This window comes from Lacinutrix mariniflava (assembly GCF_001418015.1).
Lineage (GTDB): Bacteria > Bacteroidota > Bacteroidia > Flavobacteriales > Flavobacteriaceae > Lacinutrix > Lacinutrix mariniflava.
Genome location: NZ_LIQG01000026.1, coordinates 589,776 through 616,479, shown reverse-complemented (window position 1 = coordinate 616,479; position 26,704 = coordinate 589,776). Strand labels below are relative to the sequence as shown.

Genomic DNA, 26,704 nt, shown 5'->3' with positions numbered 1-26,704 from the left:
CTACTTCCAAACCACAACCTCCTTTGTCATCTTACTAAAAGCATTATAAACATGAAACAACCTAGCTTTTAAAAGCAGTTTTCTACCATCAAATTGTCTAGTGTATACTAACTTGTTTTTTCCAAGATAGTTGGTCCAATGCTTCTGAAACAAAACAGCGTTTTCTTTCTTATCACCAAAAACATCTGGAACAGGATAAAAACTCTCTACATCTAACTTTTTTCTAAAGATATTTGTTTTAATAATTAAATAGCGAGGCGAATCTATTGGCTCTAAAAGTTCTGTAAGCGCATTAGAAAATATTGAATTTTCTAATGCATTTGCGCCAACTAAGTTGCAAACTACATCTCCTTTATTTAAGACGTAAGAATCTACAGTAATATTACTTTTATTAGTAGTTAGTAACTTTAAATCGTCTAAAGTATCTAGGATTACTAATCCCATTTTTTTTATTTTTTTGTACAAAAAACCATATCGCAAATACAACTTAATCGCTTTGTAAAACTTGTATCCAAAAGCACCTAAAAGCGCAATTAATAATGAGTATAAAAAGTACAGAACACCTTGATGTAAAGCAATAGCTGCGCTTTTAATTATAAACTCTACATAGAATACCATAAAACCTAAAAGTAATTCCACAGTAAAAAAGCGTAAAATATCAAAATAGTAAATCTGTTTTTGCTTTTTAAAAGGCACATTTTTATAATGAATAAGTTTTACTTGTTTGGTCAATTTTGTTCCACTACCAATACTACTTTTCCATTTTGCAATAACATTACTCCTCTGCTTTGCTTGATCTAATGTATGCGTGTTTAAGGCTTCAATAGTATCTGGTTTTATGTTTTTAGGAAAGTACAAACGTTCAAACCCATTAGAAATAAACGGAATTGCATTATTGGTTACACCAACAAAAGCTTCAAAACGTCGTTTTAATATTTCAACCTCTCTTCCACCATCATCTTGCGTTGGATCTATACTTGCTAAATGCCAAATGCTTCCTGTTTTATTGGGAGTATTTGCATCTGTTCTAATAGCTCTACCTCGCATTTGGTTTGAGGACACAAACGAACCTACAAAAGAAGCTAGAATTAAACTGTTTATTGAAGGTGCATCCCAACCTTCGCCTAATAAAGATTTTGTACCAACAAGTACTTTTATCGTTCCGTTTTCAAACAGTTTTGTAATACTACTTACTATGGTTTTTTTAGCTGTTGTATTCGGTGTTACTTGCAAAAAAGAAGCGTCAATTTCTAATGGTTTAATAGAAAAGTCGTCTTCGCTTTCTATAGTAAGCAATGCGTTTACAATAGATTTATGAATTATAATAATACTACCAGAAAGTACAGCAAGCTCTTCTTTATTACCACAATAACATCTAACGTATTGAAAGATAGAAATAACACCTATTTTATCTATCTCACTAATGTCATTCACTTTTGTCGTTAAAAACTCTTTTCTTATATAATCTGTAAGAATAACACAACGTAAATTTTCTTTTAAATGTGTTCTTTCACTATCAATAATACTTACAATACTTTTAAGCTTACTTGGACTATTTGATAACGATTTGTAAATTAAATCATCACCTCTAAAGTCTACTTTATTACGCTCGAAAGTATTTAAAAGGCGTAACTGTTTTTCTAAAGTTTTTAAATATTTTTCATCCTCTAAAAGCTCCTCTCTATCTTCAACTAATATATTTTGAAGTAAAACTTGAAGCCATTCTAACTCAAACTTAGGAAGCTTAATCGCTTCATCTTTATTGAAACCAAGGATTTCTAATTTTTCTAATTCTATTGAAAAACCACAGGCATGTAAAGCAATTAATATTGAAGAAAAGTATTTAGTGTTAGCGTACAAGGCATCTAAATTCCAGTTCGGATTTTTATAAAACCTATGATTTAATAAAAATTGAATAAAACTGGCATCTTCCAAAAGGTTATCCTTAAAATCTGCAATTTTACGTCTATAATCTACTATAAAATTAATCTCTAAATCGTCTGGTTTCGAGAAATACACATAATCTTGATGTGCGCACAAATCGCCTTCCTTTACTAAATCTGGCACAGCAATTTCATCGTCTACCTCACCACACAATGTAAAATATTTAGAAACTTCTGCTCTACTACTATCGTAAGGAGGAGTTGCTGTTAGCGAAACCATATAAAACGAACTGTTGTTTTTCAAGTCCATTAAACACGTCCACCATGCATTTTTTAAATGGTGTGCTTCATCTAAAACAAGTGTTTCAATATCATGCTTTTTAAAAAACTTATAATAGTCGTTCTTGTCTTCGAACGTTTTATAAAAAGCGTGAAGCGATTGATAGGTAGAAAAAGTAACATCGCTTGGTTCTTTAATATTAAAAGAGAAATTACTAAATGTTTCACCTTCAGAAAAAAACGTTTGCAATCTATCTTTCCATTGATTTCTTATGGTAAGCGTTGGAGCAAGCACTAAAGTCTTTTTTCCTAAACGTCTAAGAATTTCAATTCCTAAAATTGTTTTACCAGAACCTGGAGGTGCAATAACGTGAAAATGATTATCTGCCATGTGGCTATCAAAATGCTTCAATAACTCTGCTTGATAACTTCTCCAAGGAAAAATAAATTCTAATGTATCTAAAGATTCAATCAATTATAAAATGGTTTAATTCCAATAAATAAAGCAAGCCTATTAATTTAAATAATGTAAGCTTCATTTCGCTTGTTAATTGGTATAATCATTAACTTTGTATTCGTTAAAAGTAATAAAACTATGTATCCAATAAAAAGAAATAGAAGATTAAGAACTAACGAAGCCATAAGAAGTTTAGTTAGAGAAACTATAATATCTCCAAACGATTTTTTAGTACCACTTTTTGTGGTTGAAGGAAAAGGTATAAAAGAAGAAATTGCTTCTATGCCAAATTACTATCGTTACAGCTTAGATTTATTACAAGCCGAAGTTAAAGAGCTTTGGAAGCTAGGTTTAAAATCTGTATTACTATTTGTAAAAGTACCAGATAATTTAAAAGATAATAAAGGAACCGAGGCTATAAATCCTGATGGATTAATGCAACGTGCTATTAAAACGGTAAAAAATGCTTGTCCAGATATGCTAGTGATGACGGATGTTGCACTAGATCCTTACTCGGTTTACGGACACGATGGTATTATAGAAGATGGTAAAGTAATTAACGATGAGAGTGTTGATGTATTAACAGAAATGAGTCTTTCTCATGCCGAAGCTGGAGCCGATTTTCTAGCACCTAGCGACATGATGGATGGTCGTATTCTATCTATTCGTGAAGCTTTAGAAGATGAAGGTTATACTGATACAGGAATCATGAGTTATTCAGCTAAATATGCCTCTGCTTTTTATGGTCCTTTTCGTGATGCTTTAGACTCTGCTCCTGTAGATGCTTTAGATATTCCGAAAGATAAAAAAACATACCAAATGGATTACGCAAATCGTTTTGAAGCGTTACGCGAAACCGAAATGGATATTGATGAAGGCGCAGATATTGTTATGGTAAAACCAGGTTTATGCTATTTAGATATTGTACGCGAAATTAAAAATGAAGTCGATGTACCTGTTGCTGTCTATCAAGTTTCTGGAGAGTACTCTATGCTTAAAGCTGCTGCCGAAAAAGGTTGGTTAGACCACGATGCTGTTATGATGGAACAAATTACAGCCATTAAACGTGCTGGTGCAGATATAATTGCGAGTTATTTCGCAAAAGATGTAGTAAAATTAATATCGTAAATTAGCCACAAACAAACCAAAATCAATTCATGGGATTATTATTATTTTACGGCGTTATATCTATTTTCTTTTCTTTTTTATGCTCTATTTTAGAAGCTGTACTTTTAAGTGTTACACCAACATTTATTAACTTAAAAAAACAAGAAGGAAAAGCTTTTGCCGAAAACTTAGAAGAACTTAAAAAAGACGTAGACAGACCATTAATTGCTATCCTTACTTTAAACACTATTGCTCACACCGTTGGTGCAATTTTGGTAGGTAAAGAAGCCGAAGGCCTTTACGGAAGTGGCGATGGATATGGTGTATTTATCGTTTCGGCAGTAATGACTATTTTAATATTAGTAGCTTCAGAAATTATCCCAAAAACTATTGGTGCAACTTACTGGAAAAGTTTAGCAGGTTTTACTACTACCGCCCTTAATATTTTAATTTTTCCTTTAAAATGGACAGGTTTATTATGGTTAATGCAGTTAACTACAAAGTTAATTGGTGGTAAAGGTCATGGAAGCATTTTAAGTCGCGAAGGCTTTTTAGTGATGGCAGACATGGCTCATGAAGAAGGTGTTTTTGTAGATAACGAAAGTAAAATCATAAAAAACCTATTAACTTTTAAAGACATAAATGTTAAAGATATCATGACTCCTAGAACGGTTATGAAAACTGAAAATGAAAACACAACCGTTGAAGATTTTTTTAACGATAATCTGAATCTTAAATTTTCTAGAATTCCTGTGTTTTCAGATTCTGAAAACAATATAAAAGGAGTTGTTCTTAAAGATGAAATCTATAAAGAAATGGCCTTAGGAAATGGCTCTAAAAAACTATCAGAATTAAAACGTGATATTATTATTGTAGAGCGTAATACGCCTATTCCAACTTTATTCGAAAAATTAGTTGAAAGCAAAAATCACTTAGCTTCTGTAGTCGATGAGTATGGAACTGTAAGTGGTATTGTAACAATGGAAGATGTTATAGAAACGCTTCTTGGTTTGGAAATTATGGACGAAAGCGATACTATAAGCGATCTACAACATCAAGCTAGAAAAAACTGGGAAGTAAAAGCTAAAAAACTAGGCATGATAGAGAATATTGAAGAAAATCAATAATGAAAGAAACCTGCTATATCAATTCGCCTTTAGGCATTACCAAAATTGTTGGTGATATGGATGGTATTGCTTCGGTCTCTGTATTAAACTCTAATGAAAAGGTTTCAGATATTATTCCGGAAGTTCTAGAGGATTGCGTGCTTCAGCTTAACGAATATTTTAAAGGCGAGCGTCAGCAATTTAGTTTAGAACTAAACCCTAAAGGTACTGTTTTTCAAGAACGTGTCTGGGATGCTTTAAGCACTATTCCTTACGGAAAAACAACTTCATATTTACAATTATCTAGACAATTAGGCGACGAAAAAGCCATTCGAGCAGTCGCAAATGCGAATGGAAAAAATCCACTATGGATTATTGTACCATGTCATCGCGTTATTGGCAGCAATGGAAGCTTAACTGGTTATGCAGGAGGTTTACATAGAAAACAGTGGTTATTAGAACATGAAAGCCCTTATAAACAACACTCTTTATTTTAATGTATAAAATTGCAACCGAGTTTTTAACACGCTTTATAAAACCAGCTAACATCTACAAATATGGCTTTAACTGGTCTCCAATGTACAGACGCACAACCGCAAAACTTATTGAGGTTAGCGACGATTTACACTACGTAAAAATTAGACTAAAACTAAATTGGAAAAACCGAAATTATGCAGGCTCTATGTTTGGAGGCAGCATGCTTTCTGCTACAGATCCTATTTACATGATACAGCTTATTCAAATTTTAGGAGACGAGTATGTGGTTTGGGATAAAGCGGTAACTGCACAATATAAGCGACCGGGAAAAGGCACTATTTATGGAGAATTTATTTTTACTGCTGAAGAAATAAAAACCATAAAACAAAACGTGGTAGAACAAAAACAGTTTGACATTGTTAAAGACATGACTTTAGTTAATACTAACAATGAAACTGTTGCAGCGTTTTCTAAAACACTTTACATTGCTGATAAAGCATTTTATAAAGAAAAGCTTAAACAGAGACGCTCTCAATAAATCAATATCCTTTTAAATTTTACTATATTTAGTTTTCTAATAAAAATCAATCCATGAAATTCCTTAAAAACTTTTTCAAAGTAGTAGTCGTTCTTTTCGGTTTACTAATCGCAGTTCTATACATAACAGATACCGATTATTTAATAAAAGCTGTTCGCACAATATACATGCGAGGCTACACAACAGCGTTTTTAGACGATTATAAAAAATTCGACAATAGAACCATCGAAATAGGAACACCTCAACCTTGGGAAAATCATAAAAATTACAATTCAGTAAAAGAAACTGAGACTTTAAGTAAAGCCAATAAAGATTGGGGAACCATTGCTTATGTTATTATTAAAAATGACAGCATTTGGTTCGAAAACTATTACGATGGTTACACTGCCAACTCAAAATCGAACTCATTTTCTATGGCAAAAAGTTATGTCTCTGGATTAATGGGAAAAGCCATAATGGAAGGTTACATAAAAAGTGAAGATCAGCCAGTTTGCGATTTTCTTCCAGAATTCTGTGATGGCTTAGCATCAAAAATGACGGTTGGAAACTTATCGACTATGAGCTCTGGAACCAATTGGGACGAAGCTTACTATTCGCCATTATCTATAACAACACGTGCTTATTTTGATGATGATTTAGCAAAAGTAATGAATGGTTTAGAAGTAGTTACAGAACCCGGAAAAGCATTTAAATACGCCAGTGGAGACACACAAATGTTAGCCATGGTTATTGAAAAAGCTACAGGTAAAAAATTATACGATTATTTTGAAGAAAGCTTCTGGAAACCTTTAGGTAGCGAAAACCAAACACTTTGGCAAGTAGATAGCGACGATCACGATTTAGTAAAAGCCTATTGCTGTATTGCTAGTAATGCAAAAGACTTTGCGCGTTTTGGAAAACTATACAAAGACAACGGAAAATGGAATGGTAAGCAAATATTAGATTCGGCATTTGTAGCTAAGTCTTTAACACCAAAATTCGATCCTATTTATGGTTACGGTTGGTGGCTTAAAAAACATAATGGTAAAGATTTCGCGATGATGCGTGGACACTTAGGACAATACGTAATTGTACAGCCTGAAGATAATGTTATTATTGTACGTTTAGGTCACCAGAAATCTCCAGATGCTGGCATTGGTGCTTATACTAGTGATATTTCACTTTATATTGATGAGGCTTATGAGATGATGAATGCAGCTAAAAATTAATTTTTAAAAAGACTTTCGCTTTCGCGGAAAACACCTATGATATCTAAACTCAACCTAGAAAACATCTTATTCCTAGACATTGAAACGGTTCCAGAAACTCAAAATTTCAATGAACTCGACAAAACGAAGTAAGAACTTTGGGAAGCAAAATCGCGTTACCAAAGAAAAGAAGAATTTTCGGCTGAAGAATTTTATGATCGCGCAGGTATTTGGGCAGAGTTTGGTAAAATAATTTGTATTTCGGTTGGGTATTTTACTAATCAAGACGAAACGCGTTTGTTTAGAACCACTTCTTTTTATGGTGAAGAACCAACACTTTTAAGAGACTTTAAAAACTTAATTATTTCTCACTTTAGCCAAGCTAAGCATTTATTATGTGCACATAATGGTAAGGAATTCGATTTCCCTTATATCGCGAGACGCATGATTATTCATAATATAGAATTACCATATAAATTGAATCTCTTTGGTAAAAAACCTTGGGAAGTGCCACATCTTGACACTTTAGAATTATGGAAATTTGGTGACTATAAAACGTATACTTCTTTAAAATTAATGACTCACGTTTTAGGTATCCCATCTCCAAAAGACGATATCGATGGTAGTGAAGTTTACAAAACTTATTATGAAGATAACGACATTAATAGAATAGTCGTTTACTGCGAAAAAGACACCATTGCTGTAGCTCAAATATTCTTGAGGCTACGTGGAGAAAGTATTTTGCAAGATGATGAGATTATACATGTATAGTTAATAAAAACCTTATCGCTTATCTAACAAACAATTGCACACTATTAACCGCTTCAGAGTTTGAAGGTATACCTCCATTCCATACATTTACACTACCTATAGAATAAAACCAATTCCCACTACTTACAGTACCATCTAAATAAGTATTTCCTCCAGACAATTCTAGACCTCCCCAACTATTATTAGTCATCGCAATATCTATTCCAACATAGCCAACTACTGGATTAACACCTGAAGCTCCACTTCTAGGATCGAAAGCCTGGCGCCAATGATTAGTTAAATCTAGAGTAGGATAATGCAATCTAAACTCATAATTAGCAGTACTTTTTATCTCATCTAATTTACTTAAAATAGAATATTTAGCAGTTGTTAAACCAGGAGAACCTACATTAAACTCACTCGATTGCACATCATTAGTCCAGTAACCACCTGAAGTATTATGATTAAACACTAAAGTCCATCCACCACCATTATTAGTCATATCGCAATAACAATCGTAAGAATTAATAGGCCCAGCGCCATCAGGATCGATAGTATAAACACCATCTGTAGTAGCTCCTATATTTAAATATTCTAAACAATTAGAAAAAACAGTTGTAATAGCAACGTCTGTAGTACAGACATCTCCATTATTTGCAAAAGTAATAGTAAAAGTATCTGTTTGATTAGCAATTGGAGTACCTAATCCTGTTAAAACAATCGTATTTACACCAACTGAAGTAAAATTACCAGATCCAGAAAAACTGTAACCATTTACTGTATTTGTACTAACGGTATAAGGCTCTATAACATTTACAAGAACATCTATTGTTATTGTATTACTAGCATTTAAAGGTGTCTCTGTATGATAAGAACCTGTTGCTGCTGAAGAACTACAATCTAGAGCATTAGAAGCCATCTCACCTAAACAATTAGACCATGAGGTACCTTTATAGTATTGAAAACAGCTACTATCCAAATTATAAATAAACAAACCTTCGGCAGGAGATGCAATATTATCCCTTTGTAAAGCGGTCATTCTTGGAGGCAAAAAACCTTGCTCTGTAGATTCAACATGCAAAACAGAAGAGGGATCTGGAGATGTAGTACCAATACCAACTTGACAGAAACTATAACCGCTGCAAACTAATATAAGTAATAATGTAAATCTTAATTTGTACATTTCTTTTTTTTGCAAGTAAAGCTACGTATTATATGTAAGTTAATTTCTACAAAATAAAAAAAACATAAAATTTATTCTTTATTACTAATTTATAGGCTTAAAATTTACGATTTCCATATCACACAATTCCTTTTATTAACTTTGCTTAATCACCTGTGTTACAAACAATTTTAAAAATGAAAAAATTTCTAGGAATATTATTAGTACTCATTATTGCCTTTTCTTGTAAAAACAAAGAACCGAATATCATAATAAAAACTGAATTTATAGAAATAATAAAAGAGGACTATGTATTAAATAAACCAGTTAAAAATACCGAAGCAGTCTTAGTCGTTTTTGGTGGTTTTCCAGAAAAAGCAGATGACATTAAACGTGAGTTTAAAATAATTGAAAACGCTGAAGAAAATAACATTGCTGTTTTATATATGAATTATAGCCGAAAAATTTGGCTTACAGAAAATGAAAAAACACTTTTAAGCGAACAACTTAAAAACATATTTGAAGACAATAAATTACCTATTAATAACGTCTATATTGGAGGCTTTTCAAGTGGCGGAAATATGGCTTTATTAATTAGTAATTATATAACACGTAAAAATTCAAGCATCATTCCAAAAGGTGTTTTTATAGTCGATTCTCCTCTTGATTTATCCGAATTATATACTGTTGCACAAAAAAATGTAGAACGTAATTTTTCAGAGCCTGCTATTGAAGAAAGCACTTGGTTAATTGAAACTCTTGAGAAAGAATTAGGCATACCAGATGAAGATATTTCGAAATACGAAGCGTATTCTGTTGCTACTTTAAGAACAGGCAATATTGATAATATTAGAAATTTAAAGGAAACTAAAATTAGGTTTTATACAGAACCTGATACACTTTGGTGGAAAAAGAATAGTTTATCTAAATACGATGAAACGAACGCCTACTATATTAAAAAACTTCATAAAAAATTAAGCGAATTGAAATTTAAAGCTGTCGAATATATTCCTACAGAAAATAAAGGTTATCGTGCGAATGGAGAACGACATCCTCACAGTTGGTCTATTGTTGATAAGGCAGAGTTAGTACGTTGGATGCTTAATAAATAAAAAACAATTAATGAAAGAAGAATATTCAATATTTAGAAAATTTCCTACTTTAGAACAAGCTATAGAGCTGAGAGATTTATTGAAAAAAGAGGATATTGAGACTATCCTTGAGGACAACGTTCCACCTGTAGATATTACTTTTTCGGGAAGCACTTTAAATAACCAAATTGAAATTAGAATAAAACAATCTGACTTTGAAAAAGCTGAAAGCGTTTTAGAAAAAGATGCTGAAGGTTTAATTGATGAAATTGATAAAGATTATTACTTATTTAAATTTACAAACGAGGAACTTTATGAAATTCTTTTAAAATCTGACGAGTGGAGTGCTTTAGACTATACTCTTGCTCAAAAAATATTAACACAAAGAGGCAAACCTGTTGACAAAGATTTACTTAATTCTCTAAAAAATGAACGCTTAAAAGAATTAGCAAAACCAGAAGGAAACCAAAAGCCGTGGATTATTGGTGGTTATGTTTTTTCTTTTTTAGGTGGCTTTTTGGGTTTGATTATTGGTTATTTTCTTTGGACTTCGAAAAAGACTTTGCCTAATGGCGAAAAAGTGCATTCGTATTCTGCTAACGATAGAAAACACGGGAAATATATATTCTATATTGGTTTAATAATAACGCCTATAACTTCTTTTTTAAAAATATTTAATTTCTTTTAAAACTGTTCTCTCGCACAAAGGATAGAACGGTATGTTTGAAATCCTTTTTGGCACAAAAAGATTGAGTAGTGATAGCCTGGTTTTTGCTTTTTCTAGCAAAAATTTGCTCTAAAAAACATTGAAATTTTTATAAATTAAAAAAGCCCAAACTTACGTTTGGGCTTTTGGTACTAAGCTATTTTTTTAAGGGATAAAACTATTGCTTAATGAATTTTCTTGTTTCTAATGTGTTATTTACATTAAACTGAATCATATATAATCCTGCTTCAAGTTTTGCAACGTTTACTCCATTTGTAGATGCTCCTTTTGCTACTTGTTGTCCTAGCATATTTACAATCGTAAATGGCAAGTTCTCTATACTAGATTTTACATATAACATATCTCCTTTTACAGGATTTGGATATAATGAGATTTCTATTGCATTTGGTGGGTAGTTAACATCTTGTGCTAATAATGTTGCTGTTGCTCCACAAGCTCCTAAATTAGTCCAGCTAGATGCAGTTCTCTCGAATAAATTACCTTGATAAGTTACACGGTCTCCTGTTGAATAACTTGTTGAACTATTATACTCAGACACTCCAGAACATGGGTCTGCAGTTGCTGTTGAATTAAGTAGTTTTACATTGTCGATTGCAATATCTGCTTGCCATGTATCTCCTGTTACACGTACAAATCTTAATTGCACAACTCCTCCAACATAAGCCGATAAGTCTAAATTAACAGATTGCCAAGTATTACCTTGCGATGTCCCAGATGCATTCCAAATTGATGCCCATGACGATCCATTATTACTACTTGCTTCTACTGCCACACTTCCTAAATTATTTGCTCCATACATATGGTAATCGAAGCTAAATACTGCTGTAGATACACTACTTAAATTAAAACAAGGTGAGTTTAATATCGCGCTTTTGTTTGGATTATTTGGAGACGAAGCTTCCACAAATAAATACCAAGATCCTGCAGATCCAGATGATGGTCCTGTATTAGATGATGGTGTTCCTGAGCTATCACGAGTCCAATCGATATCGTCACCAGATGCTTGAGACCATGAGCCTAATCCGCTTTCAAAACTTTCGCTATATGGAAAAGAAGAAATTCCTCCTGTACAACCTCCAGATGAAGCCTCTGCTAATGTTGTTCCTGTTGCTGTATTACTAAACCCAGACGCGTTGTCTTCTGCATCTTTTGCTTTTACTCTAAATGAGAATGATGTGTTAGCTGTTAATCCAGTAATATTTGCTGTTGTTCCTGCTACCGTTCCAATATTAGTAGCTCCGCTATAAATATCGTAACCTGTAACACCAACATTATCTGTAGAAGCTGTCCAGCTTAAATCTACTGTTGTTTGTGTTGCATTAGAAGCAGATAAATTTGTTGGATTACTTGGTGCTTGCGTATCTACGGCAGTGCCACCAATATTAATTGTATAATCTTCTACTTCTCCATAAGTAAAGGACTGACATGCTGTAGGTACTGCATTATATTGCATAGACACACGCATTCTTGTAGCTGTTGCGCTGGCAGTATTTGGTACCGTAAAAGTAATACTTGACGTTGTATTTTGATTTGGAGCTACTGTACCAATTTGTTCTCCTGCATCATCAAAATCTTTATCATCATTATAATCAATCCATACTGAAATAGCTTCATCGTATTTAGTACCTGTCCAAGTTGGTGTTACCGTAACGGTATAAGATGTTCCTTTAGCTAATGTTGTAGCAATTGAAGTAAAGTCTGAATAATTTTGAGCTCCAGAAGTATTATTAATTGTATTTAATTGTACACGAGAGATATACTCATCGTTTGTATTAGAACTTGTAGAAGTACAATATGATGCTCCTCCACCTCCTGTTGGATACGCTGCTCCAACACCTACTGCGTGCCATGCATTTGTTACTCCAACTTCTTCTACTCCACCTGCTCCATATAAATCTATTGCAGATTGAATAGCTCCTGCTCTTGCATTCGCAAATGTAGAGTTTGAAGATAAATATTGTGTTAACGTTCTGTATGCAATTTTAGCAGATTTAGTCATCCCTATTCCCGAAACGCTAAATGCGCTACCGATATCGTTAGTTCCGTTTCCTCCTGCTACAGATAAGTAAAACCAGTAGTTTAAAACACCAGAATTTGTATGTACTCCACAATAATCGTTAGCACGAACTGGTGTACCGCAATTAGGATTCTGCCAGAAAGTTCCACCATAAGTATCTGGTTGATTTCTAGAGTTTGGATTACTCATAGAACGTAAAGCTGAAGAGCCGTTTCTTCTGTCTATCTCATCACCAATTAACCAAGTATCTGCAGAAGGAGAGGCATTATTTCCATTTCCTTTAGCAAAATGCTCTACTGCTGCTCCCCAAATATCTGAAAATCCTTCGTTTAAACCTCCCGATTCTCTTTGGTAAGCTAAGTTAGCAGTACTAGATGTTACCGCATGTCCTATTTCGTGTGCTGCAACATCTAAAGACGTTAAGGCGTCAAAATTTCCGTTACCTTCTGCTCCTGTAGAAGTACCATCTCCATAAGTCATTACACTTCCATTCCAGAATGCATTATCATACCCTAATCCTCCAGGAATATCATCGTAGTGCACCCAACTATTTATAGCTGCTCCAGAGCCATTGTAACTATTTCTACCGTGTACAGAAGATAAATAATCGTAAGTCTTCTCTGCTCCCCAATGCGCATCTAATGCTGCATTATCTTTATTACTGTTATTAAATTCTGCAGCTGTCCAGTTATTATCTGCATCTGTGAAGTTTGTAGATGGGTAACTGTCTTGTCTACCACTATTATAAGTATTAACACCTCCGCCACGCGTATTATCTCTTAATGCGTAACTAGAACCAACCACACGTGTAGTAATGGTTTGCGTTCCACTATAACGCGTCGCTGCATTTGCTGTCGCTCTAAAAGCCGATACTTTAGATGATTTATTATTATTCTCAACAGAAATTAAGTTTTTTGAAGCGTTTGCATGCTCATCTAAATGCTTGATAATACTATTGTAAAAAAGCACCTCTCCTGTGATAGCATCTATGTATATTTCTCCTCTGCCTACAGGTTGTGTAGCATAAATATCATATTTATAAGCTAACTGTGCATTTTTTGAAGCATCTTTTCCTTGTGCACTCAAATTTGGTAATAAAACCAATTCTCCCTGAGGTTTTGTGTAATCCATTTGATTAGCAGCAGTAACATTCTCCCATAAATAACTTTGTGCTCCAATATGGTTTATTGCAGATTGAAAACCTTGTTCTTTATTTAAAGTTGGTGTAACGTTAATACCATCCAATTCGTAATATTCTCCACTTATAGAAACTACTTTTCCATTTTTACCATGAAAAGTATAAGTTGCAAATTCTACAGGAATACCATTATAATGTTGTTGGTATTTTTGATGCAGAAAGCCAATATCATCTGTTTCAGATTTTATTTGAGTAAAACTATCGCTATTTCTTGTCTTTAACTGCTCTGCCAAAACAGTATTTACATCTTGCATAGAGTATGATGCGTCTTTACTAAAGACAACTAGACTTGGCTGACCGTTGTCTCCGTTTACTTTTTGAGCTACTCGATCTTGTCCGTAACTTGAAGCACAAACTAAGGCTGCAAATCCGGAAAGAAGTAGTGTTTTAAAGGAATTTTTTTTCATAATTAATGATGATATAAATTAATATTAAACTAGTAATTTTTGAATAATTTTAAATTATTCTTATTTAAACTATTAAAATACTAATGATACCGAATAACTATTCATTTATTTTCGACGTATAACATCGATAAAAAAAATGTTCGGCTGTATTTACGGTTTTTACCGTAATTTTTTGAAGTATAAAAATGAAAAAGCCTCGAATATTTCGAGGCTTTTTTTGCAATAATTTTAGTTAGTTTAAGGGATAAAATTTACTGCTTAATGAATTTTCTTGTTTCTAATGTGTTATTTACGTTAAACTGAATCATATACAATCCAGCTTGAAGGTTTGCAACATCTACACCGTGTGTAGCTGTTCCTTTTGCAACTTGCTGTCCTAACATATTAACTATCGTGAAAGGTAAGCTTTCTATATTAGATTTAACGTATAACATATTACCTTTTACTGGGTTTGGATATACCGAAATTTCAACTCCTAAGTATTGAACAAAACCTTCGTTTGCTACTCTTGCTGTTCCGCAAGTTCCAAGGTTAGTCCAACCAGAAGCTGTTCTTTCATACAGGGAACCGTTATAAGTTACTTGTTCTCCCGTTGCGTACGATTGCCCACTAACATAAGGTGAAACTCCCGCGCATTTATCTGAAGAAGCCGATCCAGCAGAAATTACTATAGCATCTACAGCCATATCACCTTGCCAAGTTGTACCTGTTGTACCATCGAATCTTAATTTTATTGTTCCTGAATAAGATGATAAATCTATTGATGCATCTTCCCATGAGTTTCCTTGGTTTCCAGATCTTGTCCATAGTGTAGACCATGAAGAACCATTGTTTGTGCTTATAGCCACATTTAAACTACCCATGGCAGCTGCTCCATACATATGATATTTAAAACTAAATGATGCTTGAGATACGCCTGATAAATCAAAACATGGTGACTCTAAAATAGCACGTTTAGTAGCGTTATTTGGTGCAGAAGATTCCATATACACATAATAAGAACCTGAACTTGCACTAGAAGGACCTGTGTTACTTGATGGTGTTCCACTTGCATCTACTGTCCAATTAAAATCGTCTCCTGTACCTTGAGTCCATGCTCCTAGCGTGTTTTCGAAACTTTCGCTATAAGGGAAAGATGAAATAGATCCTGAACAACCAGATGTACTTGCTGGACTTACTACAATACTTCTAGAGACTTGGTTTGCTGCATTTCCAGCTGCATCACCTACGTTATAGTTTCTTGTATAAGTTCCTGCAGAATTAGTGTTTACCGTTCCTGTTGTAACAATACTTGATGTTAAGTTTCCGTCTATATTATCTGTTGCAGTCGCTCCTAACTCACTGTAAGTATCTCCAACTGTAAGATTAATAGTTGCGCTTCCTGTTCTCGTAATTACCGGCTTAACAGTATCTGCTACTCCTGTAACAATATTAACCGTATAGTCTTCTACTTCACCATAACCAAACGTTTCGCAAGATGTTGGTACACCGTTATATTTCATAGAAACTCTCATTCTAGTATCTCCAGAAGACGCTCCTGTAGGCACTGTAAAGCTTCCGCTTGCTGTTGTTCCGCTAGATGCTGCTTTAGAGAAAACCTGTTCTCCAGAATCTGTAAAATCGCCATCCTTATTATAATCTATCCAAACGGCATAGCCTTCAGAATACGTTGTACCAGTCCAAGTTGGAGTAATAGTAATTGTGCTTGAAGCTCCTTTGGTTAGATTAGTAGAAATACTTGTAAAATCTGAATATAACTGTGCTCCAGAAACATTATTTATACTTCCTAATTGCACTCTAGAAATATACTCATCGTTTACACTATTTCCTTGAGATGCGCAATATTGTGGCCCAGTAGTACATGGTGTACAAGAACCTCCACAATCTACTCCTGTTTCTGTTCCGTTTTGAATACCGTCTGTACATGTTGGTGTTGTTCCAGTACTTCCACATTTATCTGATAACGCTAAAGTACGTCTCGCTCCTCCTGCTTCTAATACTGCTCTCATTCTTGTTTTTTGACCTTGCGTAAATAGGTTCATGCACGAATCGTTTGTGTAATCCATATAGTTTTCTACCATATCTGTAGAACCACATGATGTTTGACCTGTTGGACAACCTCCATTAGAAGTTTGATGTGTTGGTGTATCGCTTACAAAATCGTTTCCACAGTTACTGTCACCCCAAATATGACGTAAGTTAAAATAATGACCAATTTCGTGAGTTGTTGTTCTTCCTCCATCAAAAGGAGCTGTAACAGCGCCAGTTCTTCCAAAATAGTTATATCCCATTACAACACCATCTGTTGCAGCACTTCCACCAGGAAATTGAGCATAACCTAATATAGTGTTACCATTACTTATCATTTGAGGTACTATCCACATATTTAAATATTCGCTTGTATTCCAAGGATTAATACCTCCTGTTGAGGTTCTTTTCATGTCGTCACTTGTTCCCCAATCTTGTCTAGTTGTAGACTTTCTAGTAATACCAGTAGTTGTATTTCCGTTAGGATCTACGGTTGATAAGCAAAATTCAATTTGTGTATCTGCAGCTTGAGACCAAGTATTATCTGCATCTGGATTTGTACGTCTAAAATCTTCGTTTAAAACGTCTAATTGAGACTGTATTTGAGCAACACTAATATTCTCTGTAGAGTTTCTATATAATACATGTACCACAACAGGAATTGTAATAAGATTTCCTACAATTTTGTTTTGTGAGTTTTCAGATTGAGAAACTTTCGCTTTAGTAAAGGCTTCAATATCTGCCATACGTTGCTCAAGATTTGGATCTTGTTGTTTTCGATATTCTAAGTTTTCCATAGATGCGCATTCTCGTTGTTGTTGAGCAAATGCGACAAACGTAAATAAAAAACATAAAATTGATAGTGTAATTGTTTTTTTCATGTGAATAATTTAAAAAGTTGATTGTTTTACTACTGAATTGACAATGAAAGTATTAAAATATTAACAACTACCTGTTTTGTTTTAACTAAAATCGTTAAAATACTAACTAAAAAATAACATTCGGCTTAGAGTACGGTTTTTACCGTAATTTTTTCATCTATAATTCCTACATTTACAGAATATGAGTCACTTACTAGCTATAGAAGATTTATCCATTTCCTTTTTTTCCAACGGTGAAGAAAATGAAATCATTCATAATATTTCTTATCATTTAAACCCAAATGAAATACTTGGTATTGTAGGAGAATCTGGTTCTGGTAAATCGGTTTCTTCTTTAGCCATTTTAGGACTGCTTCCTAAGAAAATATCAAAAATAACATCTGGTAGCATTATTTTTAATGATGATGATTTAACTAAAATAACTTCGAAAGCCTTTCAGAAAATTAGAGGACAAAAAATAGCAATGATTTTTCAAGAACCTATGAGTTCTTTAAACCCATCGACCACTTGTGGAAAGCAAGTTGAAGAAATGCTGTTCCAACATACTAAACTGTCTAAAAAGGAAATAAAAGCAGAAACGCTCTCACTGTTTGAAAAAGTTAAATTACCAGAACCTGAGCGTGTATATTCGGCTTATCCTCATGAAATTTCTGGTGGACAAAAACAACGTGTCATGATTGCTATGGCTATTGCATGTAAACCACAAATTTTAATTGCAGACGAGCCTACAACTGCATTAGACGTTACAGTTCAAAATGATATTATAGACCTACTAAAAGAATTACAAGCCGAAACCAAAATGAGTATTATTTTTATTACTCACGATTTATCGTTGATTTCGCAAATTGCAAATCGCGTCCTTGTTATGTATAAAGGTAATATTGTCGAGCAAAATACGGTGGAAGCCATTTTTAAGTCACCTCAACACAATTACACAAAAGCCTTAATAAACTCTCGACCATCTTTAACCACAAGACTTAAAAGATTGCCAACCATTACAGATGTTATGAATAATAATGTAAGCAATACGGTTATTACTTCTGAAATGAGAGCCGTTCAGCATAAAAAAATATACAGTCAAGCGCCTTTACTAGAAGTTATTAATCTTGAAAAAGAATACATTTCTAAGTCTGGACTATTTTCTAAATCTGAAAATTTTAAAGCCGTAGATAACGTTAGTTTTAAACTATATGAAGGAGAAACTTTAGGTTTAGTAGGAGAATCTGGTTGCGGGAAATCCACTTTAGGAAATGCTATTTTACTTTTAGACAGACCAACAGCTGGAACCATATTATTTAAAGGCAACGACATTACAAAACTTAATAATGCTCAAGTAAAAACACTTAGAAAAGACATACAGATAATATTTCAAGATCCTTATTCGTCACTAAATCCAAGATTAACTGTTGGACAGGCAATAATAGAACCTATGAAAGTTCATAATCTGTTTTCTAGTGATACTGAAAGGCAAGAAAAAGCAATAGAAATCTTAGAACGTGTTGGTTTAGAGGCGTCACACTTTAATAGGTATCCACACGAATTTTCTGGAGGACAAAGACAACGTATTGGAATTGCAAGAACGATTGCTTTGCAACCTAAATTAATTGTTTGCGACGAATCGGTTTCTGCTTTAGATATTTCTGTGCAAGCACAAGTACTGAATTTACTAAATGAATTGAAAGAGAACTTTGGATTTACCTATATATTTATTTCACACGATCTTGCCGTAGTAAAATACATGAGTGACCAATTACTGGTTATGAATAAAGGTAAAATAGAGGAGTTGGATGATGCTGATGCTATTTACAATACACCTAAAAAAGAGTATACTAAAAAATTAATAGACGCTATTCCGAAAGGATTATAGCATAAAAACCTTTTTAGTTAAATACATCATCTTTCCAACAAATTTAAATGTATCCTTAATCTTTTGGTATTGCTTTAATAAAAATAAATCTGAATTCATAGGTAGGTTGTTTATGATAGATTTGGGCTTATACCGATTCTACTTTGAAATTGTACTTAGATTCTAAAATAATTTCAAAGTAAAACTAGTATTACATAACAAAGCTATTAAGCTAATGGTACATTTGGGTTATAAAAATTCGATAGGTTTGGGACTGCTAATATAAAAATGAATTTAGAATAATCTGCTTAAAAGCATTATTATTCGATGAAATGCATATAATTTTAACATTTAGAGCTTTATTTACTCTTTTTAGCACGCTTTGTAGTTAAAACAGATTGTGTTGGATAATAACTTCTGCCATAATTACTACGCCTATCTTCACCTAAACGTTTTGCTACTTGATTCGTCATTTTAATAACAAATACTTCCTCTGCATTAGGGAATGATAAATCATGACCATCTGCATCTATTTTTTCACCTTTAGAGGTGTGATTTTGTTTACGCTTATGATAATCTTCTGCATCGAAAATTTCATTATAACAATGTATCAACTCGTGAGATAATAAAGCTACTGGAGAATTATAACCTTTGTTACTTCGAAACCATCTCTTTTTATGGTTTTTTCGGAATACAACTCCATGCGTATCATAAAACAAAACAGTATTGTGAGACGGACTATATGCATTTTTTTGTCCAGGCATAATAGTAATATTGTTCTCTACATCTGCAACTAACACATCGATAATATCAATCACTTTAGGCACACCATTATCTATAAAACTAATAGTAAGCGCACTTGTTCTAACCAAAAAATCTAACGCAGTGGTTGTATTTTTAAGAAAACGATCTTCTATTGTATTATAATCTCTTTTTTCTTGATATTGGTAGTTTACAAAGGTGTTTTTTAATGTTTTAATTCGCATGAAACACAATTACAAACTCATCTCAGGAATATCACCTTCAATAATAAGCGTGCCTTCTGTAGCGTTCTCAATCTCTTCTACCGACACTCCAGGAGCACGTTCCAAAAGTTTGAAACCTTTATCCGTAACTTCTAAAACAGCCAAATTGGTAACTATTTTTTTAACACAACCAACACCTGTTAATGGCAAACTGCATTGTTTAAGTATTTTAGACTCACCTCTTTTATTAGTATGCATCATAGCAACAATAATATTCTCGGCACTTGCTACTAAATCCATTGCACCGCCCATTCCTTTTACCATTTTACCTGGTATTTTCCAGTTGGCAATATCTCCATTTTCAGAAACTTCCATAGCTCCTAAAATGGTTAAATCTACGTGTTGTCCGCGAATCATGGCAAAACTCATTGCGCTATCGAAAAAACTAGCACCTGGAAGTGTTGTAATGGTTTGTTTTCCAGCGTTAATAATATCTGCATCTTCTTCGCCATCGAATGGAAATGGTCCCATACCAAGAACTCCATTTTCACTTTGAAACTCTACTTCTATATCGTCGCGTACATAGTTAGCTACTAATGTAGGAATACCAATTCCTAAGTTTACGTAGTAACCATCTTGTACTTCTTTTGCAATACGTTTTGCTATTCCTATCTTGTCAAGCATACTGTTTTCTTTTTTATCATTCCTGCAAAAGCAGAAATCTTATATATTAACCTAAATAATGAAATGTGGCTTCCTGCCTACACAGGAAAGGTAAGACTAACTTACTCTTTAGTTCTAACCGTTCTTTGCTCTATACGCTTCTCATACTTTTCTCCTTGAAAAATACGTTGCACAAAAATACCTGGAATATGTATTTGATTAGGATCTAATTCGCCAACAGGCACCAATTCTTCAACCTCAGCAACTGTAATTTTTGCTGCTCCTGCCATACACGGATTAAAATTTCTAGCCGTTCCTTTAAAAACTAAATTTCCTGCAGCATCGCCTTTCCAAGCTTTTACAAACGCAAAATCAGCTTTAAAAGCATGCTCTAAAACATACATTTTACCATCGAATTCTCGTGTTTCTTTACCTTCCGCAACTTCGGTTCCATAACCTGCAGGTGTAAAAATTGCTGGAAATCCTGCCTGTGCAGCACGACAACGCTCGGCTAGTGTGCCTTGCGGTATTAACTCTACATCTAATTCTCCCGAAAGCATTTGTCTTTCAAATTCATCGTTCTCACCAACGTAAGATGACACCATTTTTTTAATTTGTTTTTGGTGTAGCAATAAACCTAAACCAAAATCGTCCACACCAGCATTATTACTAATACAGGTTAATCCTTTTATATTACTTTTAACTAAAGCCGCTATTGCGTTTTCTGGAATTCCAGATAGCCCAAAACCACCAAGCATAAACGTCATGTTATCACTTATGCCTTTTGTAGCGTCGTTAACCGAGTTTACTTTTTTATTAATCATTGTTGTATTTTTTGTTGTGGCTTAAATTTATGAAATAAAAAACCATTCGATAATGAATGGCTTGTAAATATTTATTCAGAGTATTATTTTAATATTAATCTGCCATCATTTTTTTTAAATCGTTAGTATACGATGGATAAGTAAAAATGAGCTTCTTAAATTCTGAAACAGTCATTTTGCTATTAATTGCCATCGAAAAAATATTAATATTCTCGTTAGCTTCCTCACCTAAAATATGAGCACCAACAATTTCTTCTGTCCGTTTATTAACAATTATTTTATAAGCATAAGTATCTTGGTTTGCCTTCTTGGCATTAAACCAATGCGCTGCATCACCCTTGTAAACTGTTATGTTTTTGTAACGTTGTTTTGCTTCGGCTTCCTGCATACCAACACTAGATAAATTGGGTTGCGTAAACACCGTTGAAGGTACTAATGGAAACTGAAATTCCTTTGTGTTTCCTTCTATTATATTTGTACCAACAATATGACCTTGCAGTCCAGATAATGGCGTTAGTGGTAAAGATAAATTAGAAACATCTCCACAGGCGTAAACTTTTTTATTGGTTTTACTTTGAAGAAAATTATTTACAATAACACCCATTTCATCAACTTCTACATTTGCGTTTTCTAATTTTAATTGTTTTACTGAAGGTACGCGTCCTGCTGTATTAAAGACTTTTCTGCTTTTATGTCGTTTTCTATTTCCGTTTACCGAATATTTAATTCTTATATTTTTATTTAATTTTTCAACTGAAGCAACCTCTGCATTAAATATGAATTCTACACCAATAGATCTCATTTTATCGGTTAGTTTTTCAACTAAAAAAGAATCGAAATTTGAAAGCGGCGCATTACCATGTTCGAAAACGGTTACTTTACAACCTAAAATGGCTAACATATTTGCAAACTCCATGCCTACGTATCCTGAACCTATAAAACTTGCTGTTTTTGGTATTTTTTCAAGATTGAGAATTGCATCGCTAGTTTCAATAAATTTACTACCTTTTATAGCTAATGTTCTTGGCGTTTTGCCTGTGGCAATTATAAAAAAATCGGCAGAGATGGTTTTTCCTTCAACTAAAATCTCATCTTCATTTTTAAATTCTGGTGATTGGTGGTATAAATCTATTCCTAAATTTTCTAAATCTTCTTCTGTTCTAGTAGGAATTACATCTACATAGTTATTTTTCAAGTCTTGAATTTGTTTCCAATTAATTCTTGGCAACTTTTCAATTCCTAAATGTTCTAACTGTTTAGATTTCTCTAACAAATCTGAAAATTGAAGCATCATTTTTTTAGGGTCGCAACCTCTATTAGCACAAGTTCCTCCATATTCTCTATTGTCTGCAATAGCAACGGTTAAGTTTTGCTCTACACAGGCCTTGGCAACGGTTTGTCCTGCAATTCCAGAACCAATAACAAATACATTGTAGTGTTTGGTTTTCATAACTTTCAGTTTAAAAACTGAAGTTATTAAAGTACTATTGATTTTCTATTAACTAAAACTTAAATTTTTGATGTTATCACAATTTATAAGCCACTTTAAACATGATAATTCTTGGTAGAATAAAAGTTTGACTGTCGGTAATTTAAGTATAAAAAATACAATATAGATTCTTACAATGAAAATCTAACTTTAAATAATACTTGTGATGGTCTTAATGAAAAATTTGTTTCAATATAGCTAAAATCATCAATGTTTACTGTTCGATAGTTTTTAGTGTTAAAAATGTTACTCCATTCTAATTCAAAATCTAAGTTTTTCTTTTTCCAAGTATAACGATAAACTAAATCTGAAAATAAATTTTTTACATTTTCTGAAAACAAATTCATTTTAACATATTCTGATTTTAAAGCAATGTATTGATTTTCTTTTGGATAAATATTAATGTTAAACTTATGAAATTGTTGTGTTATAGTTTGATTATTTTGTCCTTTAATTTCACTGTTTGAGAATTGAAAAACAGATTCTAATTCTGTATTCAACCAATCCGTTATATCAGTGTCTAATTTACCATTAAAACGCCAATTTTGATTTGAAATATCTGTTATATCACTATTTAATATCTGTTTAAAATCTTGCAAACTATAATTTGCACTTAATGTAAAACTAGTATCAAAATCACTAAAGTATTTGCTTGCTCTTGTCATAATATTATGACTATAGCGCATATTATCTTGCTTAATAGCTTGTAACTCCATTGTTCCGTTGTCTAAAATCTGATTGTTATAAAGTAAATTATTTTCGGTAGTTGTATTGCTATAAATCACACTAAAAAACAATGATTTTATAGGGTTTCTATAACCTAAAGATGCCGAATAACCAAGGTTTTTCATTTCAGGTAATGGTGTATCTATTCTTTGTAAACTTCTATAATTCTGTAAAATATAATTGTAATGTACTTGATTTATAGTTCCAAATTGGTTACCAATATTTGCAGATGTACCAATGCGCCAAAAAGAAGTTAGGTCATAATTTAATGATAATCTAGGCTCAAAATTTACACGATTTAAATTTTGTTCTCTCTGCAACGGCTTATCTTCTAATTGATAATTATGAAGATTGATAGGTGTGGTTAATTCCATTCGCCATTTATCTTTTTCATATTGTGTCTGTAGTTTAAAGTACAGTTTTGAACGTGTCCAAGCCAAATTATTTTCAAAGTTATTAAATGTATTTTCTGAAGTTAAAATGTTACTTTCCAAATTCTGTTTTTCAAACTGAATACCCAACTTTGGACTAAAACTAAATTGTTTCCAACCTTTTGTAAAACCTAACGAATTGTTAGTGTAAAATGTTTGTAAATCTATGTTTTGTGTTACTTGGTTGTAATTATTTCCATTATTAAGTAAATCATTAAATTGGCCAGGATTTACAACTAATGATTGTGGTGTTTTATTTAAGCTTACATATGAATTAAGAGTTGCAATTTGTTTACCTAAAGGAAATAAGGTTTTAAGATTGTTTGATAATTTAAAATAACGATTGCTTAAATTTTGAGTAATATTAGCAGTATTTAATTGAACATTTCCACGTTGAATATCCCAAAAACCTTGAAATTGCAAGCTGTTTTTTAAGAAATTTTTGTCTGTATTTTTTTGAAGTGTTAAGTTGGTTTCTAAAGTACTTGTATATAGTTGATTGTATTTGTTTTCAAATAAAACAATAGTATCGTTTGCGGTAAAGAATTGCGTATTTGTAAAACCATTTTGTTGTTGATAGTCGTTTAAATAGGACATATTTAAACGTAATTCATAATCGTTTTTAAGTTTTTGCAAATAGTTTGTAGTAATTAAATGGATGTTATTATCTAACCAACGCTGTTCTGAAAAATTGGGCACTGTTAATTGCTGAATAGACAACCAATCTTGCTTTTCGTCATTACGCTCAAACTGTTCTAAAAGCTCATCAATAGTTAATTTTTTTAATTGTTTAGCGACATTATTACCGGTATTATTGGTTTGATAAGAACTTAGCATTTGTCGTTTTTTAGAGAATAACATTGGTGTTACATTAGTATTCCAAAGTAAAGGACTTATTCCTGATCCAACTTTTGCTTGACCAGTAAAGGTGAGACTGTTTTTAAGTTTAATATTAATAGCTGCTTGGTCTGAATATACTAAACTATCTAATAACTTTATAGGTTGATGATTTTCTAAAACCTGAACTTTTACAACTTCTTTATGTGGTAGGTTACTGTTTGCTAGGTTGTATTTACCTTCTAATAAATCTAAGCCTTCAATATAATACTTATTAATAGGCTTACCTTGATATAAAATTTTACCGTCAGATAAAACTTCAATTCCCGGCATATTTTTTAATACATCAGCAATAGTTCTATCTTCTTGTTTTGTAAACGCATTAACGCTATAATTAATGGTGTCGCCTTTACGTGTTATCGGGTTATTTTTAATTAAAACTTCTTTAAGTTCTGTTCTTTCTTCTTTTAAAATAAAGTTTAAGGTTTGGATTTTGTTATCAATTATTTTAACAACAGTTCTAAAACCCATTGACCTTATATTGATTTGTAAGTGTTCAATTTTACTATTTAGTGAAATGGAAAAACTACCATTATTATCAGAAATAGCATAGTTTAAAATATTGTCCGTTTGTAATTCTGTAATTGTTATACTTGCTCCAGAGATTGCCTTGTCATTCACTGTTTTTAAATTTCCAATAATTTTAGTCTGAGAAAAACAACATATATAAATAAAGAAAACAAAATATAATGTTAAAATTTGCTTCATTTATCATCTTCATTTAATTCCAATGGGTTGTTTTCGTATTTTAATTTTTCTTTTGCTCTTCTATCTGCTTTATCAAGCAGTTCTTTTGGTAGTTGTATACCACTTGTATTCATCATTGAAGATGGTTTTTTAATAAATTTATTTTCAATGGTTTTATACTCATCATAAGATGTAACTATGTTTGAGTAGATTGGGTCTTTTGTATCAAAAAAGGCATTTGTGTTTTTAATACTAATAATTTCAAAGGAATATTGTTTTTTAGTGTCATAAATTAAAAATATGAGACCTGGTAATCCGTTAAATTTGTAAGGACCATCAGAGATAGGAATGTCAACAGCGTACCAAGCAGTGTAATCTCTGCCTGCAAAAGACGTAGTCGCTTTTTGGCAAGAATATCCTATTATGTCTTTTTTCTCATCATTTAGAACCCATTTAAATGAGTCAATTTTTTTTGAGTAAGAAAAATAATTCATTCCAAACATGTTACTAAAAGTCATTTCGTTTTTTACATAATTTTTCAAAATAGTATGATGTATTTTAGCTCTTGATATGGAATTTAAGTTAGTAGGCATTTTTTTAGTTTTTTCAAATGCTTCAGACATTTCACGAATCCTCATACTATTTAAAGAGACATAATATGAAAAATCTTTTGAGATTTTTAAAATCATGTCTTCTGTTTTTAAGCTAGTTGTATCTTTATCATTCTCTTGATAAGAATATTTATATATTACTTCGTGTCTTAACGAGTCTTTTAAATTACTTTGTGAAAATAATAAAGAAGAAGTGAAAAGGCACAACAATACTATAATTGAGAATTTTATTTTCATAATATTTATTTTTTGATAATAATAAATGAGGCT

General features: G+C 32.5%; 18 protein-coding genes and 1 pseudogene. 9 read left to right on the top strand and 10 right to left on the bottom strand.

Features of this window, described 5'->3' with window-relative positions; translation table 11 throughout:
• Window positions 1-2,637 carry a DEAD/DEAH box helicase family protein gene (locus ASC44_RS09675; RefSeq protein ID WP_055447399.1) on the bottom strand — a complete coding sequence of 879 codons (2,637 nt, stop codon included), beginning with the start codon at window positions 2,635-2,637 and terminating at the stop codon, window positions 1-3.
• A gap of 120 nt (window positions 2,638-2,757) precedes the next feature.
• Here ASC44_RS09675 and hemB point away from each other — a divergent pair, with 120 nt between their 5' ends.
• From hemB to ASC44_RS09645, 6 genes and pseudogenes are all read left to right on the top strand, one after another.
• A complete protein-coding gene (hemB, locus tag ASC44_RS09670) occupies window positions 2,758-3,747 on the top strand; it encodes a porphobilinogen synthase (protein WP_055447398.1) in 990 nt (329 codons plus the stop codon).
• A gap of 29 nt (window positions 3,748-3,776) precedes the next feature.
• Window positions 3,777-4,853, top strand: coding sequence for a CNNM domain-containing protein (locus tag ASC44_RS09665; RefSeq protein ID WP_055447397.1), 1,077 nt, complete (start codon window positions 3,777-3,779; stop codon window positions 4,851-4,853).
• The gene (locus ASC44_RS09660; protein ID WP_055447396.1) at window positions 4,853-5,329 is read left to right on the top strand and encodes a methylated-DNA--[protein]-cysteine S-methyltransferase; all 477 of its coding nucleotides are present in this window, start codon (window positions 4,853-4,855) and stop codon (window positions 5,327-5,329) included. The genes ASC44_RS09665 and ASC44_RS09660 overlap by 1 nt, the downstream gene beginning before the upstream one ends.
• Entirely contained in the window at window positions 5,329-5,847 is a 519-nt protein-coding gene (locus tag ASC44_RS09655) for a DUF4442 domain-containing protein (protein WP_055447395.1), read from the top strand. The genes ASC44_RS09660 and ASC44_RS09655 overlap by 1 nt, the downstream gene beginning before the upstream one ends.
• Before the next feature lie 53 nt (window positions 5,848-5,900).
• Window positions 5,901-7,055 carry a serine hydrolase domain-containing protein gene (locus ASC44_RS09650; RefSeq protein WP_055447394.1) on the top strand — a complete coding sequence of 385 codons (1,155 nt, stop codon included), beginning with the start codon at window positions 5,901-5,903 and terminating at the stop codon, window positions 7,053-7,055.
• A 36-nt stretch (window positions 7,056-7,091) separates the two neighbouring features.
• A pseudogene (locus ASC44_RS09645) lies at window positions 7,092-7,805 on the top strand (3'-5' exonuclease).
• Window positions 7,806-7,824: 19 nt separating this feature from the next.
• Here ASC44_RS09645 and ASC44_RS09640 read toward each other — a convergent pair.
• Window positions 7,825-8,967 carry a fibrinogen-like YCDxxxxGGGW domain-containing protein gene (locus tag ASC44_RS09640; protein WP_152973311.1) on the bottom strand — a complete coding sequence of 381 codons (1,143 nt, stop codon included), beginning with the start codon at window positions 8,965-8,967 and terminating at the stop codon, window positions 7,825-7,827.
• Between the two features lie 176 nt (window positions 8,968-9,143).
• Here ASC44_RS09640 and ASC44_RS09635 point away from each other — a divergent pair, with 176 nt between their 5' ends.
• Window positions 9,144-10,058 (top strand): hypothetical protein, encoded by a 915-nt coding sequence (locus ASC44_RS09635; protein ID WP_055447392.1) that lies wholly within the window; start codon window positions 9,144-9,146, stop codon window positions 10,056-10,058.
• Between the two features lie 10 nt (window positions 10,059-10,068).
• Window positions 10,069-10,725 carry a putative signal transducing protein gene (locus ASC44_RS09630; protein ID WP_055447391.1) on the top strand — a complete coding sequence of 219 codons (657 nt, stop codon included), beginning with the start codon at window positions 10,069-10,071 and terminating at the stop codon, window positions 10,723-10,725.
• A 196-nt stretch (window positions 10,726-10,921) separates the two neighbouring features.
• Here ASC44_RS09630 and ASC44_RS09625 read toward each other — a convergent pair whose 3' ends face one another.
• Window positions 10,922-14,386, bottom strand: a complete 3,465-nt coding sequence (locus ASC44_RS09625; protein WP_055447390.1) for a M4 family metallopeptidase — start codon at window positions 14,384-14,386, stop codon at window positions 10,922-10,924.
• 251 nt (window positions 14,387-14,637) lie between these two features.
• The gene (locus ASC44_RS09620) at window positions 14,638-17,295 is read right to left on the bottom strand and encodes a GEVED domain-containing protein (RefSeq protein ID WP_083476273.1); all 2,658 of its coding nucleotides are present in this window, start codon (window positions 17,293-17,295) and stop codon (window positions 14,638-14,640) included.
• A 181-nt stretch (window positions 17,296-17,476) separates the two neighbouring features.
• Between ASC44_RS09620 and ASC44_RS09615 the strand changes: the two genes are divergently transcribed.
• On the top strand, window positions 17,477-19,162 hold the full coding sequence (locus tag ASC44_RS09615) for an ABC transporter ATP-binding protein (protein WP_055447388.1): 1,686 nt from the start codon (window positions 17,477-17,479) through the stop codon (window positions 19,160-19,162).
• Window positions 19,163-19,500: 338 nt separating this feature from the next.
• On the opposite strand, the gene ASC44_RS09610 is transcribed toward ASC44_RS09615, so the two are convergent.
• The 6 genes from ASC44_RS09610 to ASC44_RS09585 all read right to left on the bottom strand — a co-directional run bounded on the left by ASC44_RS09610 (window position 19,501) and on the right by ASC44_RS09585 (window position 26,671).
• On the bottom strand, window positions 19,501-20,127 hold the full coding sequence (locus ASC44_RS09610) for a hypothetical protein (protein WP_055447387.1): 627 nt from the start codon (window positions 20,125-20,127) through the stop codon (window positions 19,501-19,503).
• Window positions 20,128-20,136: 9 nt separating this feature from the next.
• Window positions 20,137-20,790 carry a CoA transferase subunit B gene (locus ASC44_RS09605; protein ID WP_055447386.1) on the bottom strand — a complete coding sequence of 218 codons (654 nt, stop codon included), beginning with the start codon at window positions 20,788-20,790 and terminating at the stop codon, window positions 20,137-20,139.
• A 101-nt stretch (window positions 20,791-20,891) separates the two neighbouring features.
• Window positions 20,892-21,593, bottom strand: coding sequence for a CoA transferase subunit A (locus ASC44_RS09600; protein ID WP_055447385.1), 702 nt, complete (start codon window positions 21,591-21,593; stop codon window positions 20,892-20,894).
• A 94-nt stretch (window positions 21,594-21,687) separates the two neighbouring features.
• Window positions 21,688-23,043, bottom strand: a complete 1,356-nt coding sequence (locus ASC44_RS09595; protein ID WP_055447384.1) for a dihydrolipoyl dehydrogenase family protein — start codon at window positions 23,041-23,043, stop codon at window positions 21,688-21,690.
• A gap of 170 nt (window positions 23,044-23,213) precedes the next feature.
• Window positions 23,214-25,757: a TonB-dependent receptor gene (locus ASC44_RS09590; protein WP_241491425.1), complete on the bottom strand. Its 2,544-nt coding sequence runs from the start codon at window positions 25,755-25,757 to the stop codon at window positions 23,214-23,216.
• A gap of 83 nt (window positions 25,758-25,840) precedes the next feature.
• Window positions 25,841-26,671 carry a GLPGLI family protein gene (locus tag ASC44_RS09585; RefSeq protein ID WP_055447382.1) on the bottom strand — a complete coding sequence of 277 codons (831 nt, stop codon included), beginning with the start codon at window positions 26,669-26,671 and terminating at the stop codon, window positions 25,841-25,843.
• Between the last annotated feature and the right edge of the window lie 33 nt (window positions 26,672-26,704).

Excerpts from the sequence above, each read along its gene's own strand:
- hemB (WP_055447398.1), top strand. The coding sequence starts at position 2,758 with ATGTATCCAATAAAAAGAAATAGAAGATTAAGAACTAACGAAGCCATA.
- ASC44_RS09665 (WP_055447397.1), top strand. The coding sequence starts at position 3,777 with ATGGGATTATTATTATTTTACGGCGTTATATCTATTTTCTTTTCTTTT.
- ASC44_RS09660 (WP_055447396.1), top strand. The coding sequence starts at position 4,853 with ATGAAAGAAACCTGCTATATCAATTCGCCTTTAGGCATTACCAAAATT.
- ASC44_RS09655 (WP_055447395.1), top strand. The coding sequence starts at position 5,329 with ATGTATAAAATTGCAACCGAGTTTTTAACACGCTTTATAAAACCAGCT.
- ASC44_RS09650 (WP_055447394.1), top strand. The coding sequence starts at position 5,901 with ATGAAATTCCTTAAAAACTTTTTCAAAGTAGTAGTCGTTCTTTTCGGT.
- ASC44_RS09640 (WP_152973311.1), bottom strand. The coding sequence starts at position 8,967 with ATGTACAAATTAAGATTTACATTATTACTTATATTAGTTTGCAGCGGT.
- ASC44_RS09635 (WP_055447392.1), top strand. The coding sequence starts at position 9,144 with ATGAAAAAATTTCTAGGAATATTATTAGTACTCATTATTGCCTTTTCT.
- ASC44_RS09630 (WP_055447391.1), top strand. The coding sequence starts at position 10,069 with ATGAAAGAAGAATATTCAATATTTAGAAAATTTCCTACTTTAGAACAA.
- ASC44_RS09625 (WP_055447390.1), bottom strand. The coding sequence starts at position 14,386 with ATGAAAAAAAATTCCTTTAAAACACTACTTCTTTCCGGATTTGCAGCC.
- ASC44_RS09620 (WP_083476273.1), bottom strand. The coding sequence starts at position 17,295 with ATGAAAAAAACAATTACACTATCAATTTTATGTTTTTTATTTACGTTT.
- ASC44_RS09615 (WP_055447388.1), top strand. The coding sequence starts at position 17,477 with ATGAGTCACTTACTAGCTATAGAAGATTTATCCATTTCCTTTTTTTCC.
- ASC44_RS09610 (WP_055447387.1), bottom strand. The coding sequence starts at position 20,127 with ATGCGAATTAAAACATTAAAAAACACCTTTGTAAACTACCAATATCAA.
- ASC44_RS09605 (WP_055447386.1), bottom strand. The coding sequence starts at position 20,790 with ATGCTTGACAAGATAGGAATAGCAAAACGTATTGCAAAAGAAGTACAA.
- ASC44_RS09600 (WP_055447385.1), bottom strand. The coding sequence starts at position 21,593 with ATGATTAATAAAAAAGTAAACTCGGTTAACGACGCTACAAAAGGCATA.
- ASC44_RS09595 (WP_055447384.1), bottom strand. The coding sequence starts at position 23,043 with ATGAAAACCAAACACTACAATGTATTTGTTATTGGTTCTGGAATTGCA.
- ASC44_RS09585 (WP_055447382.1), bottom strand. The coding sequence starts at position 26,671 with ATGAAAATAAAATTCTCAATTATAGTATTGTTGTGCCTTTTCACTTCT.